We start from the raw sequence: 24,377 nt of genomic DNA on the forward strand, positions 1-24,377 counted from the left end.
GTCACCGCTTCCCACGGCGACGAGCGCGAACGGCAACGATTTTGCCCCTCTACGTGCGAGTAGCGCTATGTTACTCACCGTCTCCGGCCCGCCGGGCAGCGGGAAGAGCACGAACGCCGAGATCCTCGCCGAGCGCTTCGATCTGGAGTACATCTCCGGCGGCGACATCTTCCGCCAGCTCGCCGACGAGCGGGGGTACACGCCCGTCGAGTTCAACGAGCTCGCCGAGGAGGAGGAACAGATCGACAAGGATCTCGACCGACGGCTCCGAACCATCGCCGCCTCCCGCGACGACGTGTTGCTCGAGTCCCGGCTCGCGGGCTGGCTCGCCGCCGAACACGCGGATCTGCGGTTCTGGCTGGACGCCCCGCTCGACGTGCGCGCCGAGCGAATCGCCGACCGCGAGGACAAGACCGTTCCGGAGGCCCGCGCGACGACCGAGCGCCGCGAGCAGAGCGAGGCCAAGCGCTACGCCGACCTCTACGACATCGACATCCACGACCTCTCGATCTACGACGCCGCGATCAACACCGCGCGCTGGGGCGAGACGGTCGTCCCCGACATGCTCACCGCCGCCGTCGAGCGCTACGACCCCGAACAGGACGAGGGGAAACAGCCCGTCGAGGGCATTCGCTACGACTTCTGACCGTGACTGACCCGCTCCGCGACCCGCCCGGCGAGCGCTCCGTCGAGGCGCTGCTCTCCTTCGGCGTCGTCAACCTCGACAAGCCCGCCGGCCCCTCGGCCCACCAGGTGGCGGCGTGGGTCCGCGACCTCGCGGGCGTCGACCGCGCGGCCCACGCGGGGACGCTCGACCCGAAAGTGACGGGCTGTCTGCCGACGATGCTCGGCGACGCGACCCGGCTCGCGCCCGTCTTCCTCGAAGGCGGGAAGGAGTACATCGCCGTCCTCGAACTCCACGGACTCCCGCCGACGGACCTCGAGTCGACGCTCGCGGAGTTCGAAACCGAGATCTACCAGAAGCCGCCGCGAAAGAGCGCGGTCGCCCGCCGGCTTCGCTCCCGGGAGATCTACGACCTCGACCTGCTGGAGCTGCAGGACCGACAGGCGCTTCTCCGGATCCGCTGTGAGAGCGGGACGTACATCCGGAAGCTCTGTCACGACCTCGGGCTGGCGCTCGGCACCGGCGGACACATGGGTGACCTCCGCCGCACCGCGACCGGGCCGTTCGACGACACCGACCTCCGGACGCTCCACGATCTCGCGGACGGGCTCGCGTGGGCGCGCGAGGACGATTACGAACAGTTCCTCCGGGAGGTGGTCTCTCCCGCCGAGCGCGCGATGGAGCACCTGCCCGCGGTGACGATCGCCCGAAGCGCGGCCGTGGAAGTGGCCGACGGCGCGCCCGTGTACGCGCCGGGCGTCCTCGAGACCGACGACGCCGCGGCCGCCCTCGACCCCGGCGACGACGACCTGCTCGCGTGCTACACGCCCGACGGCAGCGCGGTCTGTCTCGGAAAGCTGGTCGGCGATCCGGGTAGCGAATCGGGCGAGGTCGTCTCGCTGGAGCGGGTGCTGGTGTAGGCGACGACTTTTTGCCGGCTCTCGCACACCGTCCGGCGACGATGGGTGACGACACCGACGGTCCCTCGGCCGAGGCGGACGACGGCCTCCCGGCAGACGATGACGACGACCGGAGCCTCCATCGACGGCTGTTCCACGGGTTCCTCGACGTGGTCGAGTTCGTGCTGAGCCTGTTCTGACGGAGGGTCCCGGCAAACGCCGACCCGGGGCGTAGCTTCTTGCTCGCGGCCGCCGGACTCCGGGCATGGACATCGGCACCGCGAGCGCGGCGCCCGGCGAACTGGCACGCGGCCACCTCGAACTCACCGACCTCCCGACGGGAATCCCCGAGCGACTGCCCGTGATCGTCGCGAACGGGGCAGAAGCGGGGCCGACGCTGTGGATCACCGGCGGCGTCCACGGCGACGAGGCCACCGGCGTCGCGGTCACGCAGGACGTCATGCGCGAGGACCTCCCCCAGCGAATTTCGGGTGCGGTCGTCGCCGTCCCGGTGGTCAACCCCGCGGGGCTGCGTCGGAACGTCCGGACCTCTTACTACGGCGACGACGACCCGAACCGGAAGTTCCCCGACCCCGAGAGCGACTCCTCGACGCCCCCGGAGGTGCAGGAGCGGATCGACGAGCGCCTCTACGACACGATCGTCGACTCCGCGGACGCGCTGATCGACAACCACACCGCGGGCGTGAACTCCCACCCGTTCGTGATCCGGGACCGCGTGCTGTACGGCGAGCGCCGGACCGAATCGGAGGCGGAGGCGCTGGCGGACGAACTGGAGGCGCTGGTCGAGGCGACGGGGCTGCCGGTGCTGACGGAGTACCCCGCCGAGGAGTACGTCGACAAGGGACTCCAGCGATCGACGGCCGGCGCGGTCTGCAACGCCGCCGGCATCCCGGCGTTCACGACCGAACTCGGCGGCCACAGCGTCGTCACCGAGGCGGCCCGGGCGGCGGGCGTCGCCGCCGCCTACGGCGTGATGGACGAACTCGGGATGCTCCGGGAGTGGCCGGACGCGGTCGAGGAACCCGGGGCGTTCGAGTCGCCGGTCGAGTTCCCCGTCCGGCGGTTCCGCGGCCCGCGGACCGAGACGGCCGGCCTCCTGCGCCACCGCGTCGAGGCGGGCGACGCCGTCGAGGCGGGCGAGGTCGTCGCGGACGTGGTGAGCGCGGCCGGCGAACGACTGGACACGATCGAGGCGGAGCACGACGGCTACGTGCTCGGCCGCAAGGAGGGGTTGGCGGCCTACGAGGGGGACGCGGTGCTCAGCATGGCGGCCCGCGACGACGGCGCGCTGGTGGCGCCGCGGGACGCCGAGTAGGGCTCTCGGTGTGGAGGAAACGAAGCGAAGTGCTTAACTGCCGGACGGCGCTGTCTCTACGTGCGGGACCGTAGGGTAGTGGTATCCTCTGCCGATGGGGTCGGTAGGACCTGAGTTCGAATCTCGGCGGTCCCATACCACATCCTCCTGAGTCGGGACAATTCGACCGCTCAGGGCTCTCTATCCATCCTTCAGTCTCTGAGCCGTTGGTCTAACCAGCGCTCAGTCTGTACAAGGTGGTCCGCGTGAATCCGCACACGGGCACGCTCGGAACCGAGAAGGACTCCGAGTTCCGGTGCGGGACCTGCAAAGCGCGTTGCACCCGTAGCCCGTCCGACGGCACCGAGTACGGGCACCTGATCGGCTGCCCACACCGTCCGGACGATCTCACGATCGGATCCTCCGGAGGCGGGCACTACTACCGGCCCGATTCGGAGTCGGTCTCCGGAGGTGAGTCGGCTTGACCGAAGCCTTAGGCCCAAAGGCCGGTGAAGTCGGCATCCCCGTCGACGCCATCTGTATCGGCTGCTCCTCGAGCGGTCGCGATCGGAAGACGACGAAGCGGGTCACGCTCGACGAACTCGATGCCGAGGATCCCGATGAGATTAAGACCGGGACGTTTCGACACGTCTGCCACGAGTGTCAGACTGCGACGTTCTGGAACGTCGTCGACGTTCGTCACGACCTGCTGGACGATGATCGGGGTGGGTCGGTGTGAGCCAGCCTCGACAAGCGCCCGCGAATCACGAAGCGGACATGTTCTGGTGGTTCACCGAGAACGGTCTCTCTCCCTATCACGCGCTCTGCCAGCTCGTGCTGGCCGGTGACGGGAAGATCGAGACGCAAACCGAGATCGGCGGCCGTACCTGGGTGATCAAGATCTACTACTCCGAGAGCGGGATCGCAGCACGACCCGAGGATCCGATCGACGGACGCCTCTGGGAGCTGAACCTCCACGCCGACGGCCCCGATGAAGCGGGCGCCGACTACAACATCTCCCCGCGTTTCGACGGGATGGAGAAAGCCTCAGACGGTGAGGAAGCCAACATCCCGTGGTGCGGTGGTGACGGTGTCGACGTTCACGTCCAGGGCAGTAACCTCGGCCTCGAGGAGTACCAGTACCTCCTCGCCCAGTCGGTCCAAGCTCTCGCCGATGCAGTTGGGAGTGACTTCAGCCGTTCCTATTTCAGAAACATCCGCGACGACAGTAGCATCGTCACCTGCGAACTCTACGTCCGACTGATGCGGGAGTACAGCCGGAAGCTCACGCGCTCGGACGGCGCGTTCTACCGATTGATGCACCTGATGAACACCCGAGACAACACGACGTGGGCGTACTCGGGGAACAATGAGGATGGCGTCGCGAAGCGGCACGCCTTCGAGGTTGGCCCCTCCGCCAGCCACGAAATGATTCCCGGGAACCGTCTGGGGAAGCGTCTGAAGTGTTACCACCCGAAGCACATCCGCGAAGAGGAGAGCAGCGACGACGCGCTCTCCTCACCGAAGTTCGGGGTGGCGTTTCACAAGTCCCTGAACGACCACGACTCGGTCCGATGGGGGGATCGCGACGACCTACTCCGGGAACTTGAGGAGACAGTTCACAACGTTCTGGAGTGGTCGGGCATCCCGATCCAACCGGACGAGACCGTGTTCGTCGAAGACGACCACTTCGGGATATCCGAATCGGAACGGGATATCGCGATCATCTCTGACCCAACACCCGAACTCGAGGCCGAACAGGAGCTCTTGGTCGCTCGTACGCTGAACGATCTGATGCCGTCCTCCCAGTCTGTCCTGGAGCGACTAGCGACGGACGGCGGCCAGCCCGTTCAGCAGGTAGCCGACGAGACCGGGTACTCCATCAGCCAGATCTACCGTGCACTCGCTCAGCTGGGCGATGACGTGATCGAGAACGACAACGGGCTGATTCAACTCCAGAGCGAGAAGCTACGCCAGGAGATCGCTTCCGTCGTCGACCGGCTCGAGGAGCACGTCGTGAACGCGGGGAACCGCGTGGCGAAGCTCGCGCGTCTGGAGACACGGAGTGCCGCCGACAGCGCGTTCTCGAAGTGGATGGACAAGTACGGCGCTCGCTTTGTCAGGGACGACGGTGACGGCGACGACGGCGGCGTTCTACGCTTCGACATGGTGCTCTCCGAGATGAAGAGTCTCGACGCTCCGTACGTCGACGACATTCTTCGCGAAGGGCGTGAGGCGTGGACCTCGGCCGGTCGAGACGTATCCGAGTTCGCCCAGCTCCGCTACGAGGCTCCCGACGTACTCCACGGTCCGAACTCCCGGCGCGTGGGCTCGAAGATCACCTGGTAGCGCCGCGACTGACGAGAGGCATCACTATCCAACGGTTCTGTTCTTTATAAGTAACTCCGCGTCCCAGCGGCATATTCGTCCTTGGAGCGCTCTCGATCGTCCCGATCGATACGCTTGACCCGCCGCGACAGCGCGGTCCTCTCGCACTCGGTGCGAGGATCCCCTTAGGGAGTGTCCCTAAAAGGGACATCCAGAAAAATACCCCCGCACCGCTCAGCATCTCCAGTTGATGCACGGGAAGCGGAGGTTGTGGCTCCTTCAGGTTCCTATGATCTGTATGACTCCGACACCAACAATCAGTACCGAGAGGAAGGCAGCCAGATACTGTGCGTATCTTGGGAGAAGGTAGTTTACTCTATAGTAATCTCTGTCGTACACCATGAATGTATAGGCCCTAGCTCGTCTATTGCCTGATCTATTCCTTGTTTCGTAATCGTAGTCGCCATCTGACTCGTGGACCACCGCAGTGTCAATCCTTACCGCAGCATGGCCTCGGTGTGAAATCATATCCGGGTTCAGAGTCCCAGTTGTGCTCTCGCCTGGCTCCAATCCGAGGTTAATGCTTGCGTGCTCTTCCCCGTAGTCATCGTCTGATTCATCGAACTCTACCCGGGCAATCACTCTACCACCGATGGAAGCATCCGAGATATTCGTTGCCTCGATCACAAACTCTGGATTCTGATCTGTGAAATAGACAGACCGACGACGCTCGAGGTCGCCAGAAACACTCATCGATAGCATATCCTCACTAGCGTCGGACCTTTTCCGAAATGTAACCTCTCGACTGGCGGGCATGCAGGCTTCCTTGCCGCCTAGACAATGAATCCCCTACCTGGTTGAGTCCCTAACGGGACAGGGACAGCAAAATACACCGCACCGCCCCCCACCGCACGCAGAAATCTCCAGTTGAAGCAGATGAAACGAAGGGGGGTTAGAAACGGTCCGCGAGAGCGCCCACCTTTGCCTTGACCACGCTGATCACGACGGCCGAGATCGCGACCACGGCGAGCACGATGCGGATCTCCTCGACGCCGGTGACGAGCAACTCTCCCCAGCTCCCCAGCGACGCGACCCACATACCGATCGGGCTCCGGCCGCAGCCCCAGCGCGTACACCAGCCGAGAACGCTGTGCAAGAGCGCCCATCCGAAGAACGTGAACGCGAACACGAGCGTCACCGCGCCCTTGACGCGATCGAGGCTCATGCGCTGCCACCCGCGAGCGCGTCGACGGCCCAGCGGACGAACCGCCGACCCGGCCCGCTGCCCTGTTCGACGAGGACTCGAAACGCGTTGCCCAGATGCTCGGTGATCACGCCCGGGTTCGGGTCGATCCAGCCGAACGCTAGTGCTGCCGCGATCGCGACCAGCGTTGCCGCTGTGTACGCGACCACAGCCGCGCCCAGCGACGCCATACGCGCGCCGGCGCTCTTGGCCCGGAAGAGGTAGAACACGACCATCAGGCACGCCACGGACGCCAGCGCGCCGCCCTGAACGCCGAGCATCCGGAGCACGTCGAGCACCGCCGACATGGCTCAGTTCTCCCCCTCTCCGAGGTCCAGTTCGACCTGCGTGTCCGGCGTCGATGCCTCGGCCTGCTGGGTCTTCTGGCGCTGATAGATCACGTACGCGACGATCCCCAGCACGATCAGCACGACCAGCCCGCCGACCTCGGCGAGCACACCCTGAAGCGCGCCGAGGACCGAGCCCGGCCGGATCGCTTCGAGCGCCATGATCGACGCGATCCCGACGGTCGGGATCGTCACCCACCACGGCACGTCGGCGCTCGTCCGGGCGTTGATCTGCCAGAGCCCGAAGAACACGGCGATCGCCGCGATCACCGCGCCGACGCCGCTCGCTGCTGCGTCGCCGAGTGCGAACACGGTCGCCCGCCAGATCGAGGAGATCGTCCCCGGCGAGACGAGTTCGAGCGCGGCGACGGCGACGATCGTCGAACCGACGAGGAGCAGAGCGTTGCCCCGGATGCCCGACGCACCACCGAACCGGCGCCCGGCCCAGAACAGGCCCGCGACCGAGATCCCGACCGCCGGCACGACCAGCACCAGCGGCGCCGACGAACCTGGCGACTGCTGTTGCGGCACCACGCCGCCGACGGAGTCAGAGCGGTCACGCTGCCGGATCTCGAACGTTTGTGCGGACGTGAGCCCCGTCGAGAACTGGACCGGACTCTCCGCGCGATCGGCGTCGATCTCGCGGGACTGCGTCACCGACCAGAGGACGTAGCGGTTCCCCGCGGTCGTGTCGTGGTAGGTCACGTCGACGGAGGACGATCCCGCGACTCCCTCGTCGGAGAACCGGAAGCGCGGCGCCTCCGGGTTCTCGACGTGGACCGCGATCTCGCCGTCGACCGGCTCGACCTCGAGCGGGATCGTGCGGACGCGCGCAGTGCTCCCCTCGTTCGCGTCCGCGAAGTGGAGGAGCTGATCGCCGCCGGAGTCAACCGTGACGTAGGCGCTGTCGCCCGTCCACGTCTCTTCAGCGGCGTAGTGAACGCGATCCATCCCGGAGAGATCGAGTGCGAAGTTCTCGCTACGATTCTCGATCTCGATCTTCGTGTCGAGTTTGTCGCCGTCGACGGTCGGCTCGAGCACGTCGATCGCGCCGTTCCGGACGCCGACCTTGTAGCCCGTCGCTCGGATGTCGATCTCCGAATCCGCGGCCACGTCGCCGAGTTGGACGGTCAGATCGGTACCGTTCAGCGTGTAGTCGTTCGTCTCGTTCCACGAACCGCCGTTGCGTCGGACCTCCACCGCGTTGATCTCGACGACATGCTCGTTGAACGTCAGCGTCGACTCGGCGTCGGCCACCGCGCTCGGGAACGTGTGCGAGACGTTGAACGACTCGGTCCAGCTCGTCGCTTCCACGCTGACGCTCTTCGTCGTCCCCGCGGCGTCGTGGCTGTACTCGAAGCCGACGAGGGACTCAGGCCCGCCGGCGGAGCTATTCGTCGTGACCGTGACGTTGTTCGTCCCCTCGCGGAGCCACGCCTCGTTCGTCGCGAGCGAGATCGTCTCGTTCTTGTCGAGGACACCGTCGTGGGTGGTCTCGTAGCCGTTAACTATCACACCGGGGTCTTCCGTCTGGGTTCGCTCTTTCAGGTCAACCTCAATATCCACGGCACCGCTCGTCGCCGATACCGTCACCGTGTCGTTGCTGACCGAGAGGCTCGATAACGTGCGTGTCACGCTCTCGCTCCCCGATAGCGTCCCCGAGTAAGACGCTTCAAGCGATCCGTCGCCGTCGATGTCGAGTCCGGGATCAGTCACCTCATTCTGTACTAACTGGATATCGGCCCAGTAGCCATCGAGAGCGGTGGTTCCGACGCTTCGGGTATACGTCGAGGACGTTGAGCCGTCCCAGTCAAATGCGAGCTGGAGGTGATCGTTAGCTCCGTCGCTGTCGGAGTTGGTAGTCACGAACTCAACCGTGTAGTTCGTGCCGGCAGTAAGCTCGATATTTGAGTCGAGAGGCACCGATTGACGGCCCGACGACCACGAGGGTTCCCACCCGCTTTTGACGAGAGTTCCCTCCGCCCATGTCGAATCGGGCGTCCCTTGGCTGATGTAAATGTCGACAGATGCGGAATACCCCGATCCGTCAGTAGCGCCAATGTACGGCCGCAACTCGCTGACATTCACGTTTTGATCCGGTTGGATCATAATCCCGGCCTTGATACCGTTCCCGGTGCCGTCGTCGCCGATCACATACCGGCTCGCGTCGGTATTGCCGTCTCCTTCGCCGTTGAGCGGGTTATAAACCGGAGCCTCGGCCGGTTTGAATGTCACTTCCGGGCTGCCGCTGGCCGGGCCAGTCGGATCGAGGTTGCCGCTGATGTCGAGCGTTGCTGTGTCGCCGTCTGATAGTGTATTCGCGGAAACGTTATCCCACTCGCTGTTAGTCACGCCCGTCACATTTATCGAGAAGTCGTCGACGCCGTCCAGCGAGCTCAGTTCGTACTGGTACTGCGTCCCGTTGCCGGCGGCGTCGCCGTCCAGCTTGATCCCGCCGGTGAACGTCACGCTGTTCGACGAGAACTCCGGGACGTGGAACACGCCGACTGTGCCCTCGCGCTCGATCGGTGAGCGCCACTCCTCGCCGCTCTCATGCGTCCCGTACGCGACCTTCGGGACGAACCCGACGCCCTTCTCAAGCACGTCGAGACCGACCGCAACGTCGCGGCCCTCGTGGACCTCGTCGTCGCGCAGCACGATCGCGACCTCGTCGTTCGCGACCACGCTCGCGTTCGGCCCCAAGTGCTCGTCCGCCCGCTCGGGCGTCGTGAGCACGACCTCGAGCGATCCCGCGTGCTCGCTCGCGTAAACTGCACCCTCGAGGTCGCTCGCGCGGATGGGCAGATCCGCGCCCTCGGGCACGTCCTCGCTTATCTGCCCGCTCCCGAGCGCGACCATGCCCTCGGGTCCGTCCGCAGCGCTCACGGGCGCCGGCACGACCGCCGCGCCGAACATCGACACCACCAACAGCGACGCGATGAACGTCGCGAAAGTTCGTTCTCGGATTCTCGTCATGTTTCTCCTCCAGTGTGTGCTGAGGTGCCGCTGAACCCCACCCCCGGGGGGTGCTCCCAGTTGAAGATTAAGCCACGCGCGCGTGCGAGGCCAACTGATCCCGCGATCTCGATCGGCATATCAGACCGTGGAGAGGTCGATCTTCGACGCGACCCCCGGGTTCGATCGCTTCTTTTCGATCTTCGCGAGAAAACGCGCTCTCGCGAGATCGTCGATCGACCCGTCATAGCCCCACCGCCTCGAAGTCGAAGTCGATGGAGACCTCCGCGTCGAGGCGGGCTCCGCGCTTGATGTTCGGCCAGTTGATCGAGGCGTAGTTCGAGTCGTTCCACACCATGGCCTCGCCCTTGCCCATATCCCGTGTGTAGCGACTCGTCGGGATGGGGCAGGTCTTGTCGCCGGGCAGCGTCTTCCCGATCGGCGGCGTCATGCCGTTCATCGTGATCCACCAGCGCTGCTTGGCGCGGAAGAAGTGGCTCACCTCCGAGAGCGCGTGCGAGTACGAGTAGACGCTCACACCCTTCTTCCGGGCGTCAGCGAAGTCCTTCGCGAAGTTCCGGACCTTCTGGTACTCTTCGTGCTCGTCCTTCTGCGCGTCCGGATCGAAGATGTTCCCCGCCTCGTCGAACATCAGCGAGGTCCAGTGCGTGAACAGGTCCGACTTGATCCGCCCCTGCACGAACGCGAACCACCACTGGTCCGCCGGCGTCGGCGACGACGGTCCTTCCTCGCCGACCGGCGTCACGCGCCCGGGCGGGTGGTACGCGAACCTGCTCACGTCCTCGCACCCGCGATGGAGCGGGTCCGGGAACACGACGTAGAACTGTCCCTCGATCAGCTGACCGAGGAGATCGAGCGGCGACGAGTACCGGATCACGTCCCGGCAGATGTCCTCGAGGCCGACCACGAACGACGAGACCTCGGGCGAGTTCGGGACGATTCGGACCTCCACCGGGATTCCCTCCGGCACCGCGATCGTCGCCCACGGTGCGAGCGGCAGCCACTCAGCGCGGTCGTTGGTCCCGCTGTCGTCCATCGTGTCCGCCAGCAGCACCGTCTCGTTGTTGACGCCCTGAAGCACCGAGGCGGTGAAGTCCATCAGCGTCGACTTCCCCGAGCCGGGTTTCCCGTACGCGAGGTAGTCGGAGCCGCCAGCGGTCCACGCGTCGATCGTCCGGCGACCCTGAGCCTTCGGCGCTACCCGGTGCCCATCGTCGTCGGCGATCCACTCCAGCACCTTCGCCCGTGGTCGGGGGAAGTCCTCGAGCGCCTCGTGGCTCGGGTACGGCTCGTCCGGGTCGAAGTCGACCTCGCCGACCAGCTGCTCGACGAGCTCGATCTCGCGCTCTCGCATGTGGACCAGCGGCGTGACCCATGCCGAGGGATACGTTGCGACGTTCTTTCCGCGCTTCTCGTTCAGCGCGAGGTACTTGTGGAACGGCGCGATCCCGAGCGACTTGTACATGTCCTGCCCGTCGTTGTGGTTGGGCAGCGTCGGATCTCCGCGTGCCTGAGCGGACTTGTCGTGCGTGTCGAAGACCTGCGACATCTGCTGCCGGATCTCCGACTCGGTCTGAACCTCGGTGCGTAGTGATTTGCTCATGAAGTGGGGTAGGTAGCTGGGCTGTGGTCGGTCGTCTCTCCGCCGGAGACAGCCTCTCCGGCGCGGTCAGCAAGCTCTGCGATCGCGAGGTTGAACGGCCCGAGCAGCTCGCTCGCGATGAACGTCTCCCGGAAGAACCGCGGGGCGCCGTCGTCGTACCGGCGCTCGATGAACATCTCTCGAAGCGGCTGCTCGCGCCAGAAGTCCGCTGCGAGGTCCTCGTCGATCTCGCCGAACGACGCTTGGATCGCGGTCGGGACCCACGTCTCGACCACGTCGTCCAGCGAGCCGAAGCCCTCGAGGCCGCGGTCGATCACCCACTCCTGGCGCTCGGCCGCCTCGGTGATCGCGGGTCGCATCGCCGGATCGCTCTGGACCTCCGGGTCCACCCGCATCGGGCTGTCCTCGTCGTGGTCGTGGGTGCGCTCCACCGTCGACCACCGGATCGAGCGCAGCGCCGACCGGCACGCCGGGATCAGGTCCTCGCTCGCGAGGACGGTTCTGTACTCGCGGGCGTGCTCGGGCTCGAGCGCAGTGTCGCCCTCGTCAACCCATCGGAACCGCTGGTCGGTGACGATGTGCGTCGAGAGCTCCGAGCCGGACATGAGCCGCTCGAGGTGCCACTCTCGATCGAGGTAGCCGAGCGTCAGCACCGACGCCTCGTGGCACCAGCGGAGGAGGTCCTCGCGGCTCTCGAAGCCCGCCAGCCATGACCGGATCAGGTCGCGCTGGTCACGCGAGAGCGTCTCCAGCGCCGCCCTCGTGGCGTCGGCACCGAACTCCGGCGGCGAGAGATCAGTCATCGCTCGCCGCCTCCGTGCGCGCCTGCTGGGCGCTGTCTTGGGTCAGTTCGGAGTCGAGGTCCTCCGGCACGTCGCCGTTGAGTTCCTCCATGACCTGCTCGAACCGGGAGAGCTCCGACTCCTCGGTCTGGCGCTTGTGCTCGGCGGCGTTCTTGCCCATCTCCTCGTGGTACTTCTGCCGGAAGTAGTCCCGATCAGCGACCTCGTCGAATTCCTCTTTCGCGTCGACGAGTGCGACCAGCACACTCCCGTACGAGGCCGGTGCGAGGTGCCACTCGGCGAACCCCTTCACGGGCTGGCCGGCGTACATCGCCGCCGGGATCGCTGAGACGAGCAGGCCGATCGCCGAGCTCGCGACCAGCAGGCCGCCGAGGAGCCAGCCGGCCGCGAGAATCCCGGCCGCCGGGATCAGTCGCTCCCACGCGACCGCGGTGAGCTGATCGACGATCTGGTCCACGGCCCCCGCATCCGGGTCTGTCTCCGGTGGCTCGTAGAGGTGCGAGAGCGACCAGCCCTCCCGCTTGACCGTCGTCGGGTCCGACTCGAACGGGTCCGCGAAGTAGATCGTGTCGTAGCTCCCTCGGCCCGGGAACCGGAGGCTCGGATCCTCGGTTCGCTCCTCGCCCCCGCAGAACAGGGAGAGCTCCGGGATCGCTCCTCGAGCCCGCGCGAGGTAGGGCGTGATCCCGTCGACCACGAGCCCGCGGACGCCGTCGACCTCCGCGACCTCGTAGGACTCGACCCTGACCGGGATGTCCCCCGACCCGTCCTCGTGGGCCTGCGGCGAGGTCATGTCGACGTGGACGACGCCGACGCTCTCCGTGTCGTCACCCCACCAGTTGATCGCCGCGATCGTCGCGAACAGCGCGACCAACGGGATGAGAATCCACGGCGCCTCAGCGACCGTCGAGAGCACCTGCTGGTAGCCCAGCACGAACGTCAGGAAACCGATCGGGAACGCCCCCGCGATGTAGAGCCAGATCGGGTAGCCCGGCCCTTTCCCGGCGCGTTCGTGCAGCCGGTGGGCCAGCTTCATGAGCGCAAGCGTGAGCACCAGCATGAGCAGCACGAAGCCGAGTCCCCAGAGTGCGAGGTCGCTGCGCGTGTCGATCGAGACCGGCTGCGCGAGCACTGAGGTCTTGATGTTGAACCGCCATGTCGCGTCCCCGTCTGGGCCGGAGACGAACATCGTCACGCGCTCGAGCTCGTCGTAGCTGGTCAGCAGGTCGATCGACTCCCGGTCGTACCCGCCCGAGAGCGTCACGCTCGTCTCCTCGACCGTCTGGTTCACCGCCGCCGGCTCGTACCGGACGTTCCCCTCCTCGTCCTCGACGCGGACCTGACCCTTCTGCCAGTACACCAGCTCCACGTCGAGTTCAGTCGTCGTGTCCCAGCCGAGGAACCCGCCGAGGTAGACCTCGTCGCGCTTGACGGTCGTCCCGCTGCTCAGGTAGTTGTACGTCGCCGGGTTCCCGGCCGAGGAGCCGAGTCCCGTCAGAGCGTACCGAAGCCACAGCTGGCCGTCGCCGTATCGACGAACCGAGGGTGGTGCGGTCTCAGACCCACGGACGCCCCGGTCCCGAAGCTCTTCAAGCGTGTAGGGGCCGGTCTCTACTGTCGTGTTCGCGGTCGTGTTGGCCGTCTCGTTCTCTTGGGCGGTGACAGTCGGCGCTCCCGCAGCGACCGCGAGAAGCGCGAGCAGCGCCACGACGGCGACCACACCGCGGGAGCGTCCCCGCATGTCAGTTCCTCACCGCCGTTGTGATCCCGAGCACTGCGACCACGATCATCGTCCCGCCGACGACGCCGATCTCGAGCCAACCGCCGAAGCCGGCGATCGCGAGGAACCCGAGCACGGCCTGTCCGACGCCCGCGGGCGAGGTCGCGACCACGTCGCCCACGGTGCCGATCAGCCCCGTGAACTCAGAGACCGCGACGACGATGCTGAACACCGCCGCCGAGAGCACGCCCACGACCGTCTCCGTGGTCCTCGAGGTCGCTTTCGGAGCGTCCTCGGTAGATCGGTAGTTGATCACCCACAGCGCGACCACTGACAGCAGGCCGCCCAGGGCCGCCACGACGGCGAGCGTCGAGAGGGGGATCATCGTCGATCGACCTCCCCCCGCATGCGGGGTGTCTGTTCGTCGTTCATCTGTTCGGAATCCGTCATGAGTTTGAGTTCCGTCGTTCGTTGAGGTTCTTCGCTATCCGATACAGCCCGTACACGGCCGTCACGAGGGCGATAGCCGTCGAGAGGCTCGAGAAGAGCCCGACCGGCAGCCACGCCACGTTCGGCGCCGCCGCCGCCAGCCTCGCCGTGACCATGTAGATCAGCCCGCTCTGGTTCAGGAAGAAGTCGAGCGCGAGCATGAGCGCGCCTCCGCCGTTGATCAGCAGATCCGCGCCCGCTGCGAACACTCCCCCGATCCCGAGAGCGAGCCCGCCGTCGCGCTTGCTCATGTGATGATCACCACCAGTCGGTAGGTCGCGTACAGCAGCGCTGCCGTGATCGCCGCCACCGCGGCGAAGATCAGTGCCGAGACCAACGGGGCGAAAACCCCGGCCGACTCCGCGATCCCGCCTATCGCACTGATCGGCGTGTCGACAGCGACCGAGACGAACATGTCCCCGATCTTCCCCAGCTGCGAAGCGATCTCCGAGCCGCCGCCGAGGAGCACTCCGCGAATCGTCGAGATGACGTTGATCCCGGAGCCCACGACCGCTGAGACCAGTCCGAGAATCCCGCCGACGAAGATCGACAGCACGACGCCGCGAATGTACCCGTCCGGGTCGTTCGCGAACTTCTCCATCGCGGAGCCTCCGTTGGAGGAGCTCCCACTCGAACCGTCTCCGGAGGTGCTCCCGCTCGATCCGCCGCTCATCGTGTTGAGCGAGGAATCACTAGACAAAGCGAGACACCCCCCAGAGGATCAGGGACAGCGATAGCACGGTCACGAGCACTGCCATCGGGAACGCCAGCAGTCCCCACGATGTGATCGCCGTTCTGCCCGTCTCGATCGCAGCCTCTACCTCGCCCGCTCCGGCCTCGAACGGGGCGCTCAGCAGCTTCGCGTACCACGACCCGTAGCCCGAGATCACGCCGTTGATCCCGGTCACGATCAGATCGATGAAGGACGCGTACATCCACCCGAGGAGGGTGACGAACGTGCCGACGATCCCGGCCGCGAGGCCCTTCCGTCCGGTCCAGACGATAGAGCCCCCCTCGATGTACTGGTCCGGGTCGGTGTCGGCGCCGCTCATGTTACTCGTCCTCGTCGGAGAACACCGAGAGCGGGTTGATCTCCGTGTTCGTGATCCACCAGAGGAAGATGCTCATCCCACCGACCGAGACCAGCACCGCGACCGGGAACGCGAACGGCCCCAGCAACGACGCTGTACCCGTAGCCAACGACTCGGCGGAAGTCTCCGCGCCCGCGTCAGTGATGATCACCGGCGCGCCGATCGTCCCTCCGATGTAGTCAGCGATCGATCCCGTGAACGCGCCGATCGGCTCGAAGATCGTCGACTGGAGGTTCAGGATGAAGCTCGCGATCGCGATCCCGAGCGCCGAGAGCGACGAGCCGATCACCGCGCCCTGCGCGTAGCCACCGACGCCTTGCTCCTCGACGCCAGTAGTCCCGTCTTCGACCGCGTCTTGGGCAGTGTAGTCGTCGGCCATCCTACTGCCCCTGACCCGAGCCTCGGGCCTTCCAGATGCCCAGCGTGCCGACCACGCCGGTCAGAGCAGCCACGATCCAGCCGATCGGATCGCTCATGAACCCGCCGCTGTTGTTCGACATCGGTGCAGCACCGCCGCCGCCGGAGCCGGACGAGACCGCCATCTCGGTGACGATCCCCTCGTCCTCGGTCACGACCGCGTGGATGCCGATCTGGTCGCCCGCGCTAGCATTCTGCGAGATCGTCACCTCGGCCTCCATCTCGGCGTCTTGGAAGTGATTGGTGACATCAGTCCACGATACTTCATCGAGATTGTCCAGCGTCGGTAGCGAGGAGAGGTCGTGTGCGTACTCGACGGTCTGATAGGCGCTCTCCGGGTGCCGGACCTCGCCCACCAGCGTCCCCGCCTTGACTACGTCTACGTCGTACAGGCCTCCGGGAACCTCGAGCCCGCCAGCCATCTTGAAGCGATGGGAGTAGGTACCGCGCTCGACCGGCTCGATCGCCGCGTCCCAGTTACTCGCGGGCGACTCGTCTGCGCGGACCTGCGTCTTGTACTCGAGGTTCCGGATCGTCGCGTCGCTGAACTGCTCGGTCAGCGTCGAGAGCGACGTGATCCACGACATCCCCGTCGGCTCGACGAGTGTCTCCGTGACCACCGTCTCCTCCGCGGAGTCGTACACTTCGCGCTCGCCGAAGGTCCACTCCGTGTCGAGTTCGAGGTTCAGGCCGTGGATCGTCAGGTCCGCGTTGGCTTCGGAGATCTCGATCACGATCTCCTCGAGCGTGTCGAGGTTCGTCCCGCCGGACAGCTTCCCGAGCTCGACTTGGTAGACGATCCCTTGACCCTGTGTGGTCGCGATCGTCGACTCTGCCGCGGAGTCGGCCGCCGAGTCGATCGTCGTGACGACCGACGCACCGCCGGCGTCGACGGCCTTCACGTTGACCACTGCGCTGGCCTCGAGCGTGTTCACGTCCAGGACCAACTGGAGCATCTTCCGCTGCTCGCCGGAGTCGATCGTGAAGTTCGAGAACGTCGCCGAGGCCACATCGCCGCTCGTCTGACTCGAGGTCGAGACCGTGAGCGCGTCTTCGGCGTCGCCGACGGTGATCGAGCCGGCAGTGCTCGAGGCGTCGGTCGTCCACTCTTGGGCGTCGAGCGCGGAGACGGGCTCTTCCTCGCCGTCGGCGTTGGTCCGCGTCACGTCTCGCGGGAACGCGGTGTACTCGCTTGTGTCGATCTCGCTAGGGTGGAAGCCCACAGGGTTGTGGGTCTCGTCGTCCGCCTCCGGCGGCTCGGCGAGGACGGCCCCGAACTCCTCGGTGAACGACTTGATGTTCCCGTCGTTGTCGACGTAGTCGAGCTCGCCCATGTCGGCCACGTCGTGCTCGGTCACGCGGAACTGCGCGCCCGTGAGCCGCGGCTGGGGCGTGTACTCGCTGTCGAAGTTGGGAACGAGGTCCTGCTGTTCGGTCTCGGACTGGGCGGCTGCCGTACCGGCCGTCGCTGCGGTCGCGGCGGCGGCGCCGACGCCGGCGAGGAACGCTCGCCGACCCATCGGCGTGTCCGAGATCGCCGGGAACGCGAAGGTGACACTCCCCGGGTGCGCGAAGTGTGCGGCCCCCAAGAACGCGTCTCGGTAGGTCGTAGTCGATGCTGTCTCGTCAGTAGTGTCTTCGGTCATGAACTCAGAATGGACGTTTCCGCCGTCCTCGGCGCGGTTGTCGTGCGTTTCTCGGAGTCCGTCGACGTAGGCGCGGAACCTCTCGCTGAGGTCGATCCCCGTCGGCGACCAGCTCGGCGTCACGCTGCGGCCCCCGCTGGGTCAGCGCTGTCGTCGACGCCGGCGCCGCGCCGAACTCGGTACTCGACCGCGAGGATCGCGAGGATCGAGACGATCACGGCGACGCCGACGCTCGCGACTAGCGCGAGATCGAGCGTCCAGTACGGCCCGAAAAACCCGTAGTCGTAGTAGGTCGTTCCCCAGCCCGCGCCGTCCGGGTTCTGATAGACGCTACCGTTCGGTTCCTCGTAGAACTCCCCACCCGCCAGCGCGATTTGGAACAGCACCGACTGGGCGATCAACGGCAGCCCCGCCGCCGCTACCAACTGGCGCGCCGACGCTCGAGGTCGGAGTCGATCCCGGATCATGCCAGCCCCACGATGAACTCGGCGCCGTAGTACGCGATCACGAGCATCGAGATCGAGAGCAGCATCGCGACCACGATGATCAGCGAACGGGCGAACTGCCAGAGGAGTCGGTTGAACTCCTCCATCGCGTCCGCTGCTGATCCGAGCCGCTCTCCTGCCTCGAGATCGACCCCACCCTCCGGCTCTGGGAGATCCTGCTCGCTCTGTGTTGCCGGGAGGTCGCCCTCACTCATACTGGATCAGGTCCTCGTCGACGCCGACCTCTTGCAGCGCGTCGGTGAGCGCCTCCGAGGTCTCCTCTGACACCCCTCGGATCACGACGCCGGGCTCTCCGGCGTCGGGCTCGCGCGCTCCGCATCGCGGGCAGAAGATCGAGTCGTCAGGAATCTCGATCCCGCAGGCTGAGCAGGTCGTCGAGGACGGCGCGATCCGGTCCGCGATCCGCTTCCGGACCGTCCTCACCATCGCCGCCTCCGGCGCTCCCAGCGCTGTGGGTCGTGCCTTTTCTCCGCCGTGTCGGGCTCTGTCTCAGAGCCCCGAGTGTCGTCGTCCATACTTGTCGTCGGCCGAGCCGCTCGGCCGATACTCGCGAATGGCAACGACAGCGCCTAAATCGCAGAAAATTGGGGGGAATCTAATAGACTTTATGAGAATCTGTTCGGTTCTCCCGTTTTATGATAGACCACGAGAGTCGAGACGTATGGGCATCGAGGAACGATTCGCGGACTGCCGGACCGCACAGGAAACCAAGGGCAGCGTGACGGTCACGATCCCCAGTCCGCTCGCCGAGGAGTGGGAGATCGAGCAGGGAGACCAGATACCGTTCTACGCGGAGGAGGGCGACGACACGGCCGAGATTCGCCGTCCCGGGAAGCGCGACGACTGAGTTCTAGAGAATATTCTCATAGAAGACACTGAAAGCAGCTATCCCAGAAGCAACTGTGATGCACATAAGGGCCGCAATAAGCCCGAAAAACACAATATAAACCCTGAGCGGTGAGCCACCAAACCCGGACGCGAACGGCGTTATCGAGAATATTGCAGCGAGGCCCATGAAGGATACTGAACCTAACACCAGAACAATCCCCAAATTGAGTGATTCTATTTCGAACAGTTCCCTCAGATTGGAGAACGCTACGAGAAGTAGAGCAAGCGCAGGCAGTGATAGAGCGATGAGACGGAGTAGATCGCCGTATGATGCCGGGTCGGCCATGTCAAACGGTCGGAGATGGTATTGTTTAGGCTTTACCCTGAGAGGCCGAAAACGATCGAACCCACGCCTGTACTACGCGAACCCCGCCTCCTCGAACGCCTCGTTCACGACGCTCGGCGTCGGCGCGTTCAGGTAGGGCTCGATCGCTTGGAACGAGTCCCAGCCGCCCACCTGCATGACCACGCGAGGGTTCATCTGTCGATCGACGAGGAGCCGCTGCGCGAAGCGCCGGCGGAGATCGTGGCTCGAGACGTAGCGGAAGTCGCCGTCGCCGGTGGCCTCGGCCGCGCGCTCGGCCGTGCGTTTGACCACCGCCCGGACGCCCCGCTCGGAGAGATCGACGAGCTGCTCGTGGCGGCCGATGTCCTCGGCGGTCTGGTAGCGGTGGATGTCGCCCTCCACGTCGCGCGGGAGGTAGGCGTCCCGGGGCTTCCCACCGCCGCCGGTCGTGTCCTTCCCCTCCGGAACGCGGAGCCGGAAGTGGTCGCCGTCCTCGGTCCGCTTGACGTGCTTCGGGCAGATTTGGGGAATCTCGAACGCCCGGAGGCCGACGTAGCCGCCGAGTTGAACGATCAGGTCGTCGCGATGGCTCGAGGCCGCGCGGCGGAGCTCCTCCAGCTCGTCGTCGGTGAGCCAGCACTTGTACTGATCCGGCTTGTTGGTGGCCTCCAATCGCATAGAGCCTTGTAGAAGAAGATCGCACATAATGGGTGAGAACCGACCGGGTTTCGGCCGTGATCGGGGCGGGTTTGCGGGGGGTCGCTTCCGACTTGTGCAAGAAGTAGGTTGAGTCAGTCCGATAGACTGTCCCCACTAATTTCGTTGACCGTTGAACTAACCGTGATTTTTATGATCGGGACGAGCCCAATTGCCCAATATCAATGAGGGCTGGCGAATTTTTCAGGGAGAAGTTCGGGGTCCTCTTTTGGCGTAGTTCAGAACGCCGAGAAGACCTATCTAAATCGAAAGCCCTCGAAATCACCGAGTCTGATCTAAGCAGGTGCCAAAAAGAGACGAGGTACCTACGGGCGGAAATCGACTGTAGCGACGACGAGATGGTCGAGAAACGCGTCCACTCTCTAAGAAACCAGATCCAGAGCATAGACGACACGCTCGAGTCTATCGAAAAGGAATACTAACAGAGGATATATTACGGAAGAAGGTATTCCATCAGACAACATCTTCTTCCATGAGTCAGCTTCCTTCGTTTATCGATCGTCAGGAAGAGCTACGGACTGTATTTGACGGAATCGAATCTTCTAGTGGGTCTTTCTACTCCATAGTCGGGCCTAGTGGTCACGGGAAAACACGCTTTCTCGAAGAAATCAGACAGCAGTACGCGGATGAAGACGACGTCTTCGTCCTCGATTTCCAGTTCAACAGCGGGCTAACTAGTATCAAACAGTTCGGGGCAGAATTCCAAGAACGGTGGAAAGAAGAAGTTCCGTCGGGAAAGACGAAGAGGGCCAAACAGGCCCTTCACCGGGTAATTCGTTCTAAGTACACGGACCCCGCCATCGACCTACTCTCTGCCGGAGGCGGCGCAGTCGTACCCGGACTTAGCACTCTCTCAGTGGGTAAGCACCTCCTCCCCGAAGAAGATTCAGACTCTAACGTCCCACTGTACGGAGAAATCTTGACCGACTTCCTCGGGGAATTCTCTAACCTAAACCCCGACTGCACGCTCTTGGTCCTCCTAGATCACTACGATCGAGTCGAAGCTAGGCAAGAGGAGTTCGACCGCCTCTTCAAAAGTCTCTCAAGAGACCTTCCGGAGAACGTCGTCTTCTGTGTTGGCTCTCAACGAAGATTGGCTACAGAGCACGACATCCCGATCACTACAGTCGAACTAGGTGAATTCGACACGGAGGAAACTGAAGCGTACCTATCGGAAGCAGGACTCGACCCATCGGAGGAAGAAATCTCAGAAGTCGTAGAAGTCACCAAAGGTAATCCTTACTACCTGAATCGGTTTGCCTCGATAGCTGTCGAAAGTAGCGTCGAGTCCGCACTCAACGACCTCCCAGAGTCTCAGATTCACAGCTACCTCGAGAGTGAATTCCTGAACGAACTCGCCGAGGACCAAGAACGATTACTTCGAAACATCTGTGCTCTGTCGGAATTCCGTCGAGATATTGTCTCAAAACTTATTGGGGAGGATACAACGAAAACGAGGAGAGAACTACAGAGCCTCTACCGCGAATCGGTGCTCGAGAAGATCGGCCACCACTCGTATCCGGTCTACAAACCACACGATCTGCTGCACGATTATCTCAGGAACTCTATATCTGAAGAACGTCTCGCAGAACAACACAGGGAGTGTGCCACAATATACGCGAACGACGTGACTGAAAGCCCTCTAATCGACGTTCTGGAGGATTTTCTGTGGGACTTTGTTCTGGGAAGCAACCCTAATTCCGAGGCAGTCGAAGAGTTTGCACGTACCACGGGGGATCGGTTCGCTACCGGTGTAATGGTTGACTTACACCTTGACCAAGTACCAACCAAGGAGTCGAAAGAACAGCAACTGGTGAATTTACTCCAAGATCCAGCTGTAAACGAAGACGAAGCGGAAACTAGTCTATCGCTCTACTACAGTGGGCAGGAGGACGTAGACTGGTCAGATGTCACCGAACGAGCGAACGGCGACGATCAGAGTTCAAAGCCTGTCGAAGAAATTCTGGAGACCGAGACAGACAAACCGCCGGAGAAGACCCTAGTAACCGAAGTCGCGAGAGCCGTCACCCTCGCGGGATCGTTGGAGGACCACAACAAGGACGACAAGATCGAGAAGACGTTCGAAGAGATCACCGAGACGATTCGCAGACTAACGACCAACCAAGACATCCATCTCGTAGCGGGCCTCGGGTACCTCATCTCGAAACTCGCAGAAGCGATGTTTTATGACAGCATCGGCGAGACGAACAAGGAAGACACAGCCCGAAACGAGGCGAAACAGTTCATCCAAGACTTCTACGGGCTTAGCCAAGACGACTATATATTCTGTAAAAACCTGCTGAAGACCCTAGACTATCACCTCCAGAACCCCGATCTCGATATCTCTGTTGACCCCGAGTCGGACCTCGAACAGGCCATCGAAACCCGAGGAGTCTACGGAGGAGCACAATCCGGGTTCCGGAGCATGATCGTTGAGTTAGCCTCAGATCTGAACCAAGCCCGGCAAGACAACGATCCCCTCATCCAAGACAGGCAAACCCTGAAAGACGCCAGTCGTGAAGCGGCGATCTACTTCGCGAACGAGGATCACGACGTAATCGCCGCGGTGATTCGCGATCTTGGAAACCTCGTCGAGTACGCACTCAGCTCTGACGGCGTGGCGTCTAAGGACGACATTGATTACGCCTTTGAGGACACGGAGTTCGCCGACCAACTCGATCACGTCTTCTCGACCGTGGAGTGGCACAGCGAAGAGTAACTGGCTTTGCCCACCAGTGATCTCTGCACGAAGAGCCGTCGTCTCAGAGGCTATTGGTCGTTTGCTGGGTCTTCCGCTGATACTTTCCACTGCTTGCCACCCTCAAGGGCTGTCCGAATGCTCTCGGCATCAAATCCTCCGCGCCATTCGGAACCATTCGGAACTGCAGGGGTTCCACTTATGGAGTGTTCCGTTGTCTAATCTGAGTAGATGCTGAGAGACGGGACCGTCTTCGACGAAGACCACCTCCCACGGGAGATAGTTGGCCGAAACAGCCAGATGAACGAGGTCACCGACGCTCTCGCGCCGATCGAGGACGGCTTTCGCGCCGAGAACTGCTACCTCTTCGGGCCGAGCGGTGCCGGAAAAACCACGGTCGCCCGAGCTGCCGTACGGGAACTCCGGCGCGAGGTACTCGAGGTCCCAACGGCATACGTGAACTGCTGGAAGGAATCGACGCGTTCCGGCGTCTTGGAGCGTGCCGCGAAGGACCTTGCCAACGCGGCCGTGCCGAAGAATGCCCCAGCGCGGGATTTGGTCGATAAGCTGGAGTCGTCGCTCGACTCGCCGAGTGTGATCATTCTCGATGAAGTCGACCAGCTTCGCGATCCGGACACGCTGTACGATCTCCATTCGATCTACGGGCTCTCTTGGATTTGCATCGCGAACCGCGAGGTCGACCTCCTTGCCCGCCTTGAGGAGCGTGTCCGCTCGCGAGTCTCAGTTGGATATCGGGTTCAATTCGACAGATACACTGCCGACACAGTGACGGAGATTCTCGCCCGACGCGCCAGTCAGGGTCTCGATCCGGGGGCTGTCGAGCGCGAGACGCTGAAGGAGATCGCCGAGATGGCCGACGGCGACGCTCGTCGGGCCATCACGGCGCTGCGGGTTTCGGCACGCAAGGCAGCCGACGAGGGACTGTCGTCAATTCCACGTCGTCTCGTGCGCGAATCAGTTCTTGACGCCGAAGAGGAGGTGCGCCAGAAAGCGATCTCGAAGCTGAACGACCACCAGCGTGTCCTCTACGAGTGTCTTGAGGAGGCCGGTCCGCTGATCCAGAAAGAACTCTACGAGCACTACAAGCGAGAACACCCCGACCCGATCACGCTCCGAGCGCTTCGAGAGCGGCACCTTCCGAAGCTCGAGCACTACAACCTGATCACCACAGATAGCGAGGGAGGTGCGAAAACGTACCAGATCGTGGAGTAGCCTCCGGAACACCGTTCGGAACTACCGTCTCCGCGTCCCCGTTGGGCGGTTTTGGCCTATCCGGAACCGTTCGGAACCTCCCGAGAGACACTCTTGGAGCTGTTCCCGGTTGTTGGAGATATGCTACACCAGAGGAACGACTCCCCATCATTGACGATCCCTGAACTCCCGTCACTCGATTCAGGTATTACGCTGGTCGAAGCTGAGAACGACCCGCGTCTACCTCTTCAGACCCTGATGGTGGACCGCCTGTTACTCGAAAGTGGTCGCGCAGTCTGGGTCGGGACCGGGCGATATTGCACGACAGACACGCTCGCCGAGGTGTCTCCGGATAGACGGGTGCTCGAACGGGTCGACGTGGCTCGAGGATTCACTCCCTATCAGCACACCGCGCTCATCGGAAACCTCGAGGCGAATCTCGGCGAGAACACCGAGGTGGTCGTGTTACCGGACATCGACGCCCTGTATCGAGGGAGTGATCTCCAAGGTGATGACGGGCAGGAGATGTTGGTTCGTGCCCTTGCCAAGCTGGCCGGGGTAGCCCGTG

28 protein-coding genes, 1 tRNA gene and 1 pseudogene are annotated in these 24,377 nt (G+C 63.8%); 12 read left to right on the forward strand and 18 right to left on the reverse strand.

Annotated elements, in window-relative coordinates; genetic code table 11:
* Nucleotides 1-67 precede the first annotated feature (67 nt).
* The 7 genes from cmk to ACYQZ5_RS14025 all read left to right on the forward strand — a co-directional run bounded on the left by cmk (nucleotide 68) and on the right by ACYQZ5_RS14025 (nucleotide 5,188).
* Complete coding sequence (cmk, locus tag ACYQZ5_RS13995; RefSeq protein ID WP_379732921.1) at nucleotides 68-646, forward strand: (d)CMP kinase; 579 nt, start codon at nucleotides 68-70, stop codon at nucleotides 644-646.
* A gap of 2 nt (nucleotides 647-648) precedes the next feature.
* A complete protein-coding gene (locus tag ACYQZ5_RS14000; protein ID WP_459846570.1) occupies nucleotides 649-1,545 on the forward strand; it encodes an RNA-guided pseudouridylation complex pseudouridine synthase subunit Cbf5 in 897 nt (298 codons plus the stop codon).
* A 41-nt stretch (nucleotides 1,546-1,586) separates the two neighbouring features.
* Nucleotides 1,587-1,724, forward strand: coding sequence for a hypothetical protein (locus ACYQZ5_RS14005; protein WP_379732990.1), 138 nt, complete (start codon nucleotides 1,587-1,589; stop codon nucleotides 1,722-1,724).
* Between the two features lie 65 nt (nucleotides 1,725-1,789).
* Nucleotides 1,790-2,860, forward strand: a complete 1,071-nt coding sequence (locus ACYQZ5_RS14010; RefSeq protein WP_379818783.1) for a succinylglutamate desuccinylase/aspartoacylase family protein — start codon at nucleotides 1,790-1,792, stop codon at nucleotides 2,858-2,860.
* A 64-nt stretch (nucleotides 2,861-2,924) separates the two neighbouring features.
* Nucleotides 2,925-2,995, forward strand: a tRNA-Pro gene (locus ACYQZ5_RS14015).
* Between the two features lie 325 nt (nucleotides 2,996-3,320).
* Nucleotides 3,321-3,578, forward strand: coding sequence for a hypothetical protein (locus ACYQZ5_RS14020; RefSeq protein ID WP_379730436.1), 258 nt, complete (start codon nucleotides 3,321-3,323; stop codon nucleotides 3,576-3,578).
* The gene (locus tag ACYQZ5_RS14025; protein WP_379730435.1) at nucleotides 3,575-5,188 is read left to right on the forward strand and encodes a DUF7845 domain-containing protein; all 1,614 of its coding nucleotides are present in this window, start codon (nucleotides 3,575-3,577) and stop codon (nucleotides 5,186-5,188) included. Before ACYQZ5_RS14020 ends, ACYQZ5_RS14025 begins: the two co-directional genes overlap by 4 nt.
* A gap of 258 nt (nucleotides 5,189-5,446) precedes the next feature.
* Here the strand turns inward: ACYQZ5_RS14025 and ACYQZ5_RS14030 are convergent, their stop codons facing one another.
* The 16 genes from ACYQZ5_RS14030 to ACYQZ5_RS14105 all read right to left on the reverse strand — a co-directional run bounded on the left by ACYQZ5_RS14030 (nucleotide 5,447) and on the right by ACYQZ5_RS14105 (nucleotide 18,434).
* Nucleotides 5,447-5,854, reverse strand: coding sequence for a hypothetical protein (locus ACYQZ5_RS14030; protein ID WP_379730434.1), 408 nt, complete (start codon nucleotides 5,852-5,854; stop codon nucleotides 5,447-5,449).
* Nucleotides 5,855-6,119: 265 nt separating this feature from the next.
* Nucleotides 6,120-6,392 (reverse strand): hypothetical protein, encoded by a 273-nt coding sequence (locus ACYQZ5_RS14035; RefSeq protein ID WP_379730433.1) that lies wholly within the window; start codon nucleotides 6,390-6,392, stop codon nucleotides 6,120-6,122.
* On the reverse strand, nucleotides 6,389-6,718 hold the full coding sequence (locus tag ACYQZ5_RS14040) for a hypothetical protein (RefSeq protein ID WP_379730432.1): 330 nt from the start codon (nucleotides 6,716-6,718) through the stop codon (nucleotides 6,389-6,391). The genes ACYQZ5_RS14035 and ACYQZ5_RS14040 overlap by 4 nt, the downstream gene beginning before the upstream one ends.
* Nucleotides 6,719-6,721: 3 nt before the next feature.
* On the reverse strand, nucleotides 6,722-9,733 hold the full coding sequence (locus ACYQZ5_RS14045; protein WP_379730431.1) for a zinc metalloprotease: 3,012 nt from the start codon (nucleotides 9,731-9,733) through the stop codon (nucleotides 6,722-6,724).
* A gap of 223 nt (nucleotides 9,734-9,956) precedes the next feature.
* Nucleotides 9,957-11,336, reverse strand: coding sequence for a hypothetical protein (locus ACYQZ5_RS14050; RefSeq protein WP_379730430.1), 1,380 nt, complete (start codon nucleotides 11,334-11,336; stop codon nucleotides 9,957-9,959).
* Nucleotides 11,333-12,139 carry a hypothetical protein gene (locus tag ACYQZ5_RS14055; protein WP_379730429.1) on the reverse strand — a complete coding sequence of 269 codons (807 nt, stop codon included), beginning with the start codon at nucleotides 12,137-12,139 and terminating at the stop codon, nucleotides 11,333-11,335. Before ACYQZ5_RS14055 ends, ACYQZ5_RS14050 begins: the two co-directional genes overlap by 4 nt.
* On the reverse strand, nucleotides 12,132-13,880 hold the full coding sequence (locus ACYQZ5_RS14060; RefSeq protein ID WP_379818782.1) for a hypothetical protein: 1,749 nt from the start codon (nucleotides 13,878-13,880) through the stop codon (nucleotides 12,132-12,134). Before ACYQZ5_RS14060 ends, ACYQZ5_RS14055 begins: the two co-directional genes overlap by 8 nt.
* A 1-nt stretch (nucleotide 13,881) precedes the next feature.
* Nucleotides 13,882-14,244 carry a hypothetical protein gene (locus ACYQZ5_RS14065; RefSeq protein ID WP_379730427.1) on the reverse strand — a complete coding sequence of 121 codons (363 nt, stop codon included), beginning with the start codon at nucleotides 14,242-14,244 and terminating at the stop codon, nucleotides 13,882-13,884.
* A gap of 61 nt (nucleotides 14,245-14,305) precedes the next feature.
* Nucleotides 14,306-14,599, reverse strand: coding sequence for a hypothetical protein (locus ACYQZ5_RS14070; RefSeq protein WP_379730426.1), 294 nt, complete (start codon nucleotides 14,597-14,599; stop codon nucleotides 14,306-14,308).
* Nucleotides 14,596-14,949 (reverse strand): hypothetical protein, encoded by a 354-nt coding sequence (locus ACYQZ5_RS14075; protein WP_379730425.1) that lies wholly within the window; start codon nucleotides 14,947-14,949, stop codon nucleotides 14,596-14,598. Before ACYQZ5_RS14075 ends, ACYQZ5_RS14070 begins: the two co-directional genes overlap by 4 nt.
* Before the next feature lie 91 nt (nucleotides 14,950-15,040).
* Nucleotides 15,041-15,400, reverse strand: a complete 360-nt coding sequence (locus ACYQZ5_RS14080; protein ID WP_379730424.1) for a hypothetical protein — start codon at nucleotides 15,398-15,400, stop codon at nucleotides 15,041-15,043.
* Nucleotide 15,401: 1 nt separating this feature from the next.
* Nucleotides 15,402-15,818, reverse strand: coding sequence for a hypothetical protein (locus tag ACYQZ5_RS14085; RefSeq protein WP_379730423.1), 417 nt, complete (start codon nucleotides 15,816-15,818; stop codon nucleotides 15,402-15,404).
* Nucleotide 15,819: 1 nt separating this feature from the next.
* On the reverse strand, nucleotides 15,820-17,625 hold the full coding sequence (locus ACYQZ5_RS14090; RefSeq protein ID WP_379730422.1) for a hypothetical protein: 1,806 nt from the start codon (nucleotides 17,623-17,625) through the stop codon (nucleotides 15,820-15,822).
* Nucleotides 17,622-17,969, reverse strand: coding sequence for a hypothetical protein (locus tag ACYQZ5_RS14095; RefSeq protein ID WP_379730421.1), 348 nt, complete (start codon nucleotides 17,967-17,969; stop codon nucleotides 17,622-17,624). The genes ACYQZ5_RS14090 and ACYQZ5_RS14095 overlap by 4 nt, the downstream gene beginning before the upstream one ends.
* The gene (locus ACYQZ5_RS14100; protein ID WP_379730420.1) at nucleotides 17,966-18,202 is read right to left on the reverse strand and encodes a hypothetical protein; all 237 of its coding nucleotides are present in this window, start codon (nucleotides 18,200-18,202) and stop codon (nucleotides 17,966-17,968) included. Before ACYQZ5_RS14100 ends, ACYQZ5_RS14095 begins: the two co-directional genes overlap by 4 nt.
* Complete coding sequence (locus ACYQZ5_RS14105) at nucleotides 18,195-18,434, reverse strand: zinc-ribbon domain-containing protein (protein ID WP_379730419.1); 240 nt, start codon at nucleotides 18,432-18,434, stop codon at nucleotides 18,195-18,197. The genes ACYQZ5_RS14100 and ACYQZ5_RS14105 overlap by 8 nt, the downstream gene beginning before the upstream one ends.
* Before the next feature lie 235 nt (nucleotides 18,435-18,669).
* On the opposite strand from ACYQZ5_RS14105, the gene ACYQZ5_RS14110 reads away from it, so the two are divergent.
* Nucleotides 18,670-18,855, forward strand: a complete 186-nt coding sequence (locus ACYQZ5_RS14110; protein WP_379730418.1) for a hypothetical protein — start codon at nucleotides 18,670-18,672, stop codon at nucleotides 18,853-18,855.
* A 3-nt stretch (nucleotides 18,856-18,858) separates the two neighbouring features.
* Here ACYQZ5_RS14110 and ACYQZ5_RS14115 read toward each other — a convergent pair whose 3' ends face one another.
* Nucleotides 18,859-19,182 carry a hypothetical protein gene (locus ACYQZ5_RS14115; protein ID WP_379730417.1) on the reverse strand — a complete coding sequence of 108 codons (324 nt, stop codon included), beginning with the start codon at nucleotides 19,180-19,182 and terminating at the stop codon, nucleotides 18,859-18,861.
* Nucleotides 19,183-19,254: 72 nt separating this feature from the next.
* Nucleotides 19,255-19,860, reverse strand: a complete 606-nt coding sequence (locus tag ACYQZ5_RS14120) for a site-specific integrase (protein WP_379730416.1) — start codon at nucleotides 19,858-19,860, stop codon at nucleotides 19,255-19,257.
* A 203-nt stretch (nucleotides 19,861-20,063) separates the two neighbouring features.
* On the opposite strand from ACYQZ5_RS14120, the gene ACYQZ5_RS14125 reads away from it, so the two are divergent.
* The 4 genes and pseudogenes from ACYQZ5_RS14125 to ACYQZ5_RS14140 form a co-directional block, all read left to right on the forward strand.
* Complete coding sequence (locus ACYQZ5_RS14125; protein ID WP_379730415.1) at nucleotides 20,064-20,321, forward strand: hypothetical protein; 258 nt, start codon at nucleotides 20,064-20,066, stop codon at nucleotides 20,319-20,321.
* A gap of 50 nt (nucleotides 20,322-20,371) precedes the next feature.
* On the forward strand, nucleotides 20,372-22,618 hold the full coding sequence (locus tag ACYQZ5_RS14130; protein WP_379730414.1) for an ATP-binding protein: 2,247 nt from the start codon (nucleotides 20,372-20,374) through the stop codon (nucleotides 22,616-22,618).
* 210 nt (nucleotides 22,619-22,828) lie between these two features.
* Entirely contained in the window at nucleotides 22,829-23,830 is a 1,002-nt protein-coding gene (locus ACYQZ5_RS14135; RefSeq protein ID WP_379730413.1) for a Cdc6/Cdc18 family protein, read from the forward strand.
* Nucleotides 23,831-23,950: 120 nt separating this feature from the next.
* Nucleotides 23,951-24,377: pseudogene (locus ACYQZ5_RS14140) on the forward strand (hypothetical protein); the annotation flags it as partial.

Source organism: Halolamina salina, assembly GCF_054653455.1.

Excerpts from the sequence above, each read along its gene's own strand:
- cmk (WP_379732921.1), top strand. The coding sequence starts at position 68 with ATGTTACTCACCGTCTCCGGCCCGCCGGGCAGCGGGAAGAGCACGAAC.
- ACYQZ5_RS14005 (WP_379732990.1), top strand. The coding sequence starts at position 1,587 with ATGGGTGACGACACCGACGGTCCCTCGGCCGAGGCGGACGACGGCCTC.
- ACYQZ5_RS14010 (WP_379818783.1), top strand. The coding sequence starts at position 1,790 with ATGGACATCGGCACCGCGAGCGCGGCGCCCGGCGAACTGGCACGCGGC.
- ACYQZ5_RS14035 (WP_379730433.1), bottom strand. The coding sequence starts at position 6,392 with ATGAGCCTCGATCGCGTCAAGGGCGCGGTGACGCTCGTGTTCGCGTTC.
- ACYQZ5_RS14040 (WP_379730432.1), bottom strand. The coding sequence starts at position 6,718 with ATGTCGGCGGTGCTCGACGTGCTCCGGATGCTCGGCGTTCAGGGCGGC.
- ACYQZ5_RS14045 (WP_379730431.1), bottom strand. The coding sequence starts at position 9,733 with ATGACGAGAATCCGAGAACGAACTTTCGCGACGTTCATCGCGTCGCTG.
- ACYQZ5_RS14050 (WP_379730430.1), bottom strand. The coding sequence starts at position 11,336 with ATGAGCAAATCACTACGCACCGAGGTTCAGACCGAGTCGGAGATCCGG.
- ACYQZ5_RS14055 (WP_379730429.1), bottom strand. The coding sequence starts at position 12,139 with ATGACTGATCTCTCGCCGCCGGAGTTCGGTGCCGACGCCACGAGGGCG.
- ACYQZ5_RS14060 (WP_379818782.1), bottom strand. The coding sequence starts at position 13,880 with ATGCGGGGACGCTCCCGCGGTGTGGTCGCCGTCGTGGCGCTGCTCGCG.
- ACYQZ5_RS14065 (WP_379730427.1), bottom strand. The coding sequence starts at position 14,244 with ATGATCCCCCTCTCGACGCTCGCCGTCGTGGCGGCCCTGGGCGGCCTG.
- ACYQZ5_RS14070 (WP_379730426.1), bottom strand. The coding sequence starts at position 14,599 with ATGAGCAAGCGCGACGGCGGGCTCGCTCTCGGGATCGGGGGAGTGTTC.
- ACYQZ5_RS14075 (WP_379730425.1), bottom strand. The coding sequence starts at position 14,949 with ATGGAGAAGTTCGCGAACGACCCGGACGGGTACATTCGCGGCGTCGTG.
- ACYQZ5_RS14080 (WP_379730424.1), bottom strand. The coding sequence starts at position 15,400 with ATGAGCGGCGCCGACACCGACCCGGACCAGTACATCGAGGGGGGCTCT.
- ACYQZ5_RS14085 (WP_379730423.1), bottom strand. The coding sequence starts at position 15,818 with ATGGCCGACGACTACACTGCCCAAGACGCGGTCGAAGACGGGACTACT.
- ACYQZ5_RS14095 (WP_379730421.1), bottom strand. The coding sequence starts at position 17,969 with ATGATCCGGGATCGACTCCGACCTCGAGCGTCGGCGCGCCAGTTGGTA.
- ACYQZ5_RS14100 (WP_379730420.1), bottom strand. The coding sequence starts at position 18,202 with ATGAGTGAGGGCGACCTCCCGGCAACACAGAGCGAGCAGGATCTCCCA.
- ACYQZ5_RS14105 (WP_379730419.1), bottom strand. The coding sequence starts at position 18,434 with ATGGTGAGGACGGTCCGGAAGCGGATCGCGGACCGGATCGCGCCGTCC.
- ACYQZ5_RS14110 (WP_379730418.1), top strand. The coding sequence starts at position 18,670 with ATGGGCATCGAGGAACGATTCGCGGACTGCCGGACCGCACAGGAAACC.
- ACYQZ5_RS14115 (WP_379730417.1), bottom strand. The coding sequence starts at position 19,182 with ATGGCCGACCCGGCATCATACGGCGATCTACTCCGTCTCATCGCTCTA.
- ACYQZ5_RS14120 (WP_379730416.1), bottom strand. The coding sequence starts at position 19,860 with ATGCGATTGGAGGCCACCAACAAGCCGGATCAGTACAAGTGCTGGCTC.
- ACYQZ5_RS14125 (WP_379730415.1), top strand. The coding sequence starts at position 20,064 with ATGAGGGCTGGCGAATTTTTCAGGGAGAAGTTCGGGGTCCTCTTTTGG.
- ACYQZ5_RS14130 (WP_379730414.1), top strand. The coding sequence starts at position 20,372 with ATGAGTCAGCTTCCTTCGTTTATCGATCGTCAGGAAGAGCTACGGACT.
- ACYQZ5_RS14135 (WP_379730413.1), top strand. The coding sequence starts at position 22,829 with ATGCTGAGAGACGGGACCGTCTTCGACGAAGACCACCTCCCACGGGAG.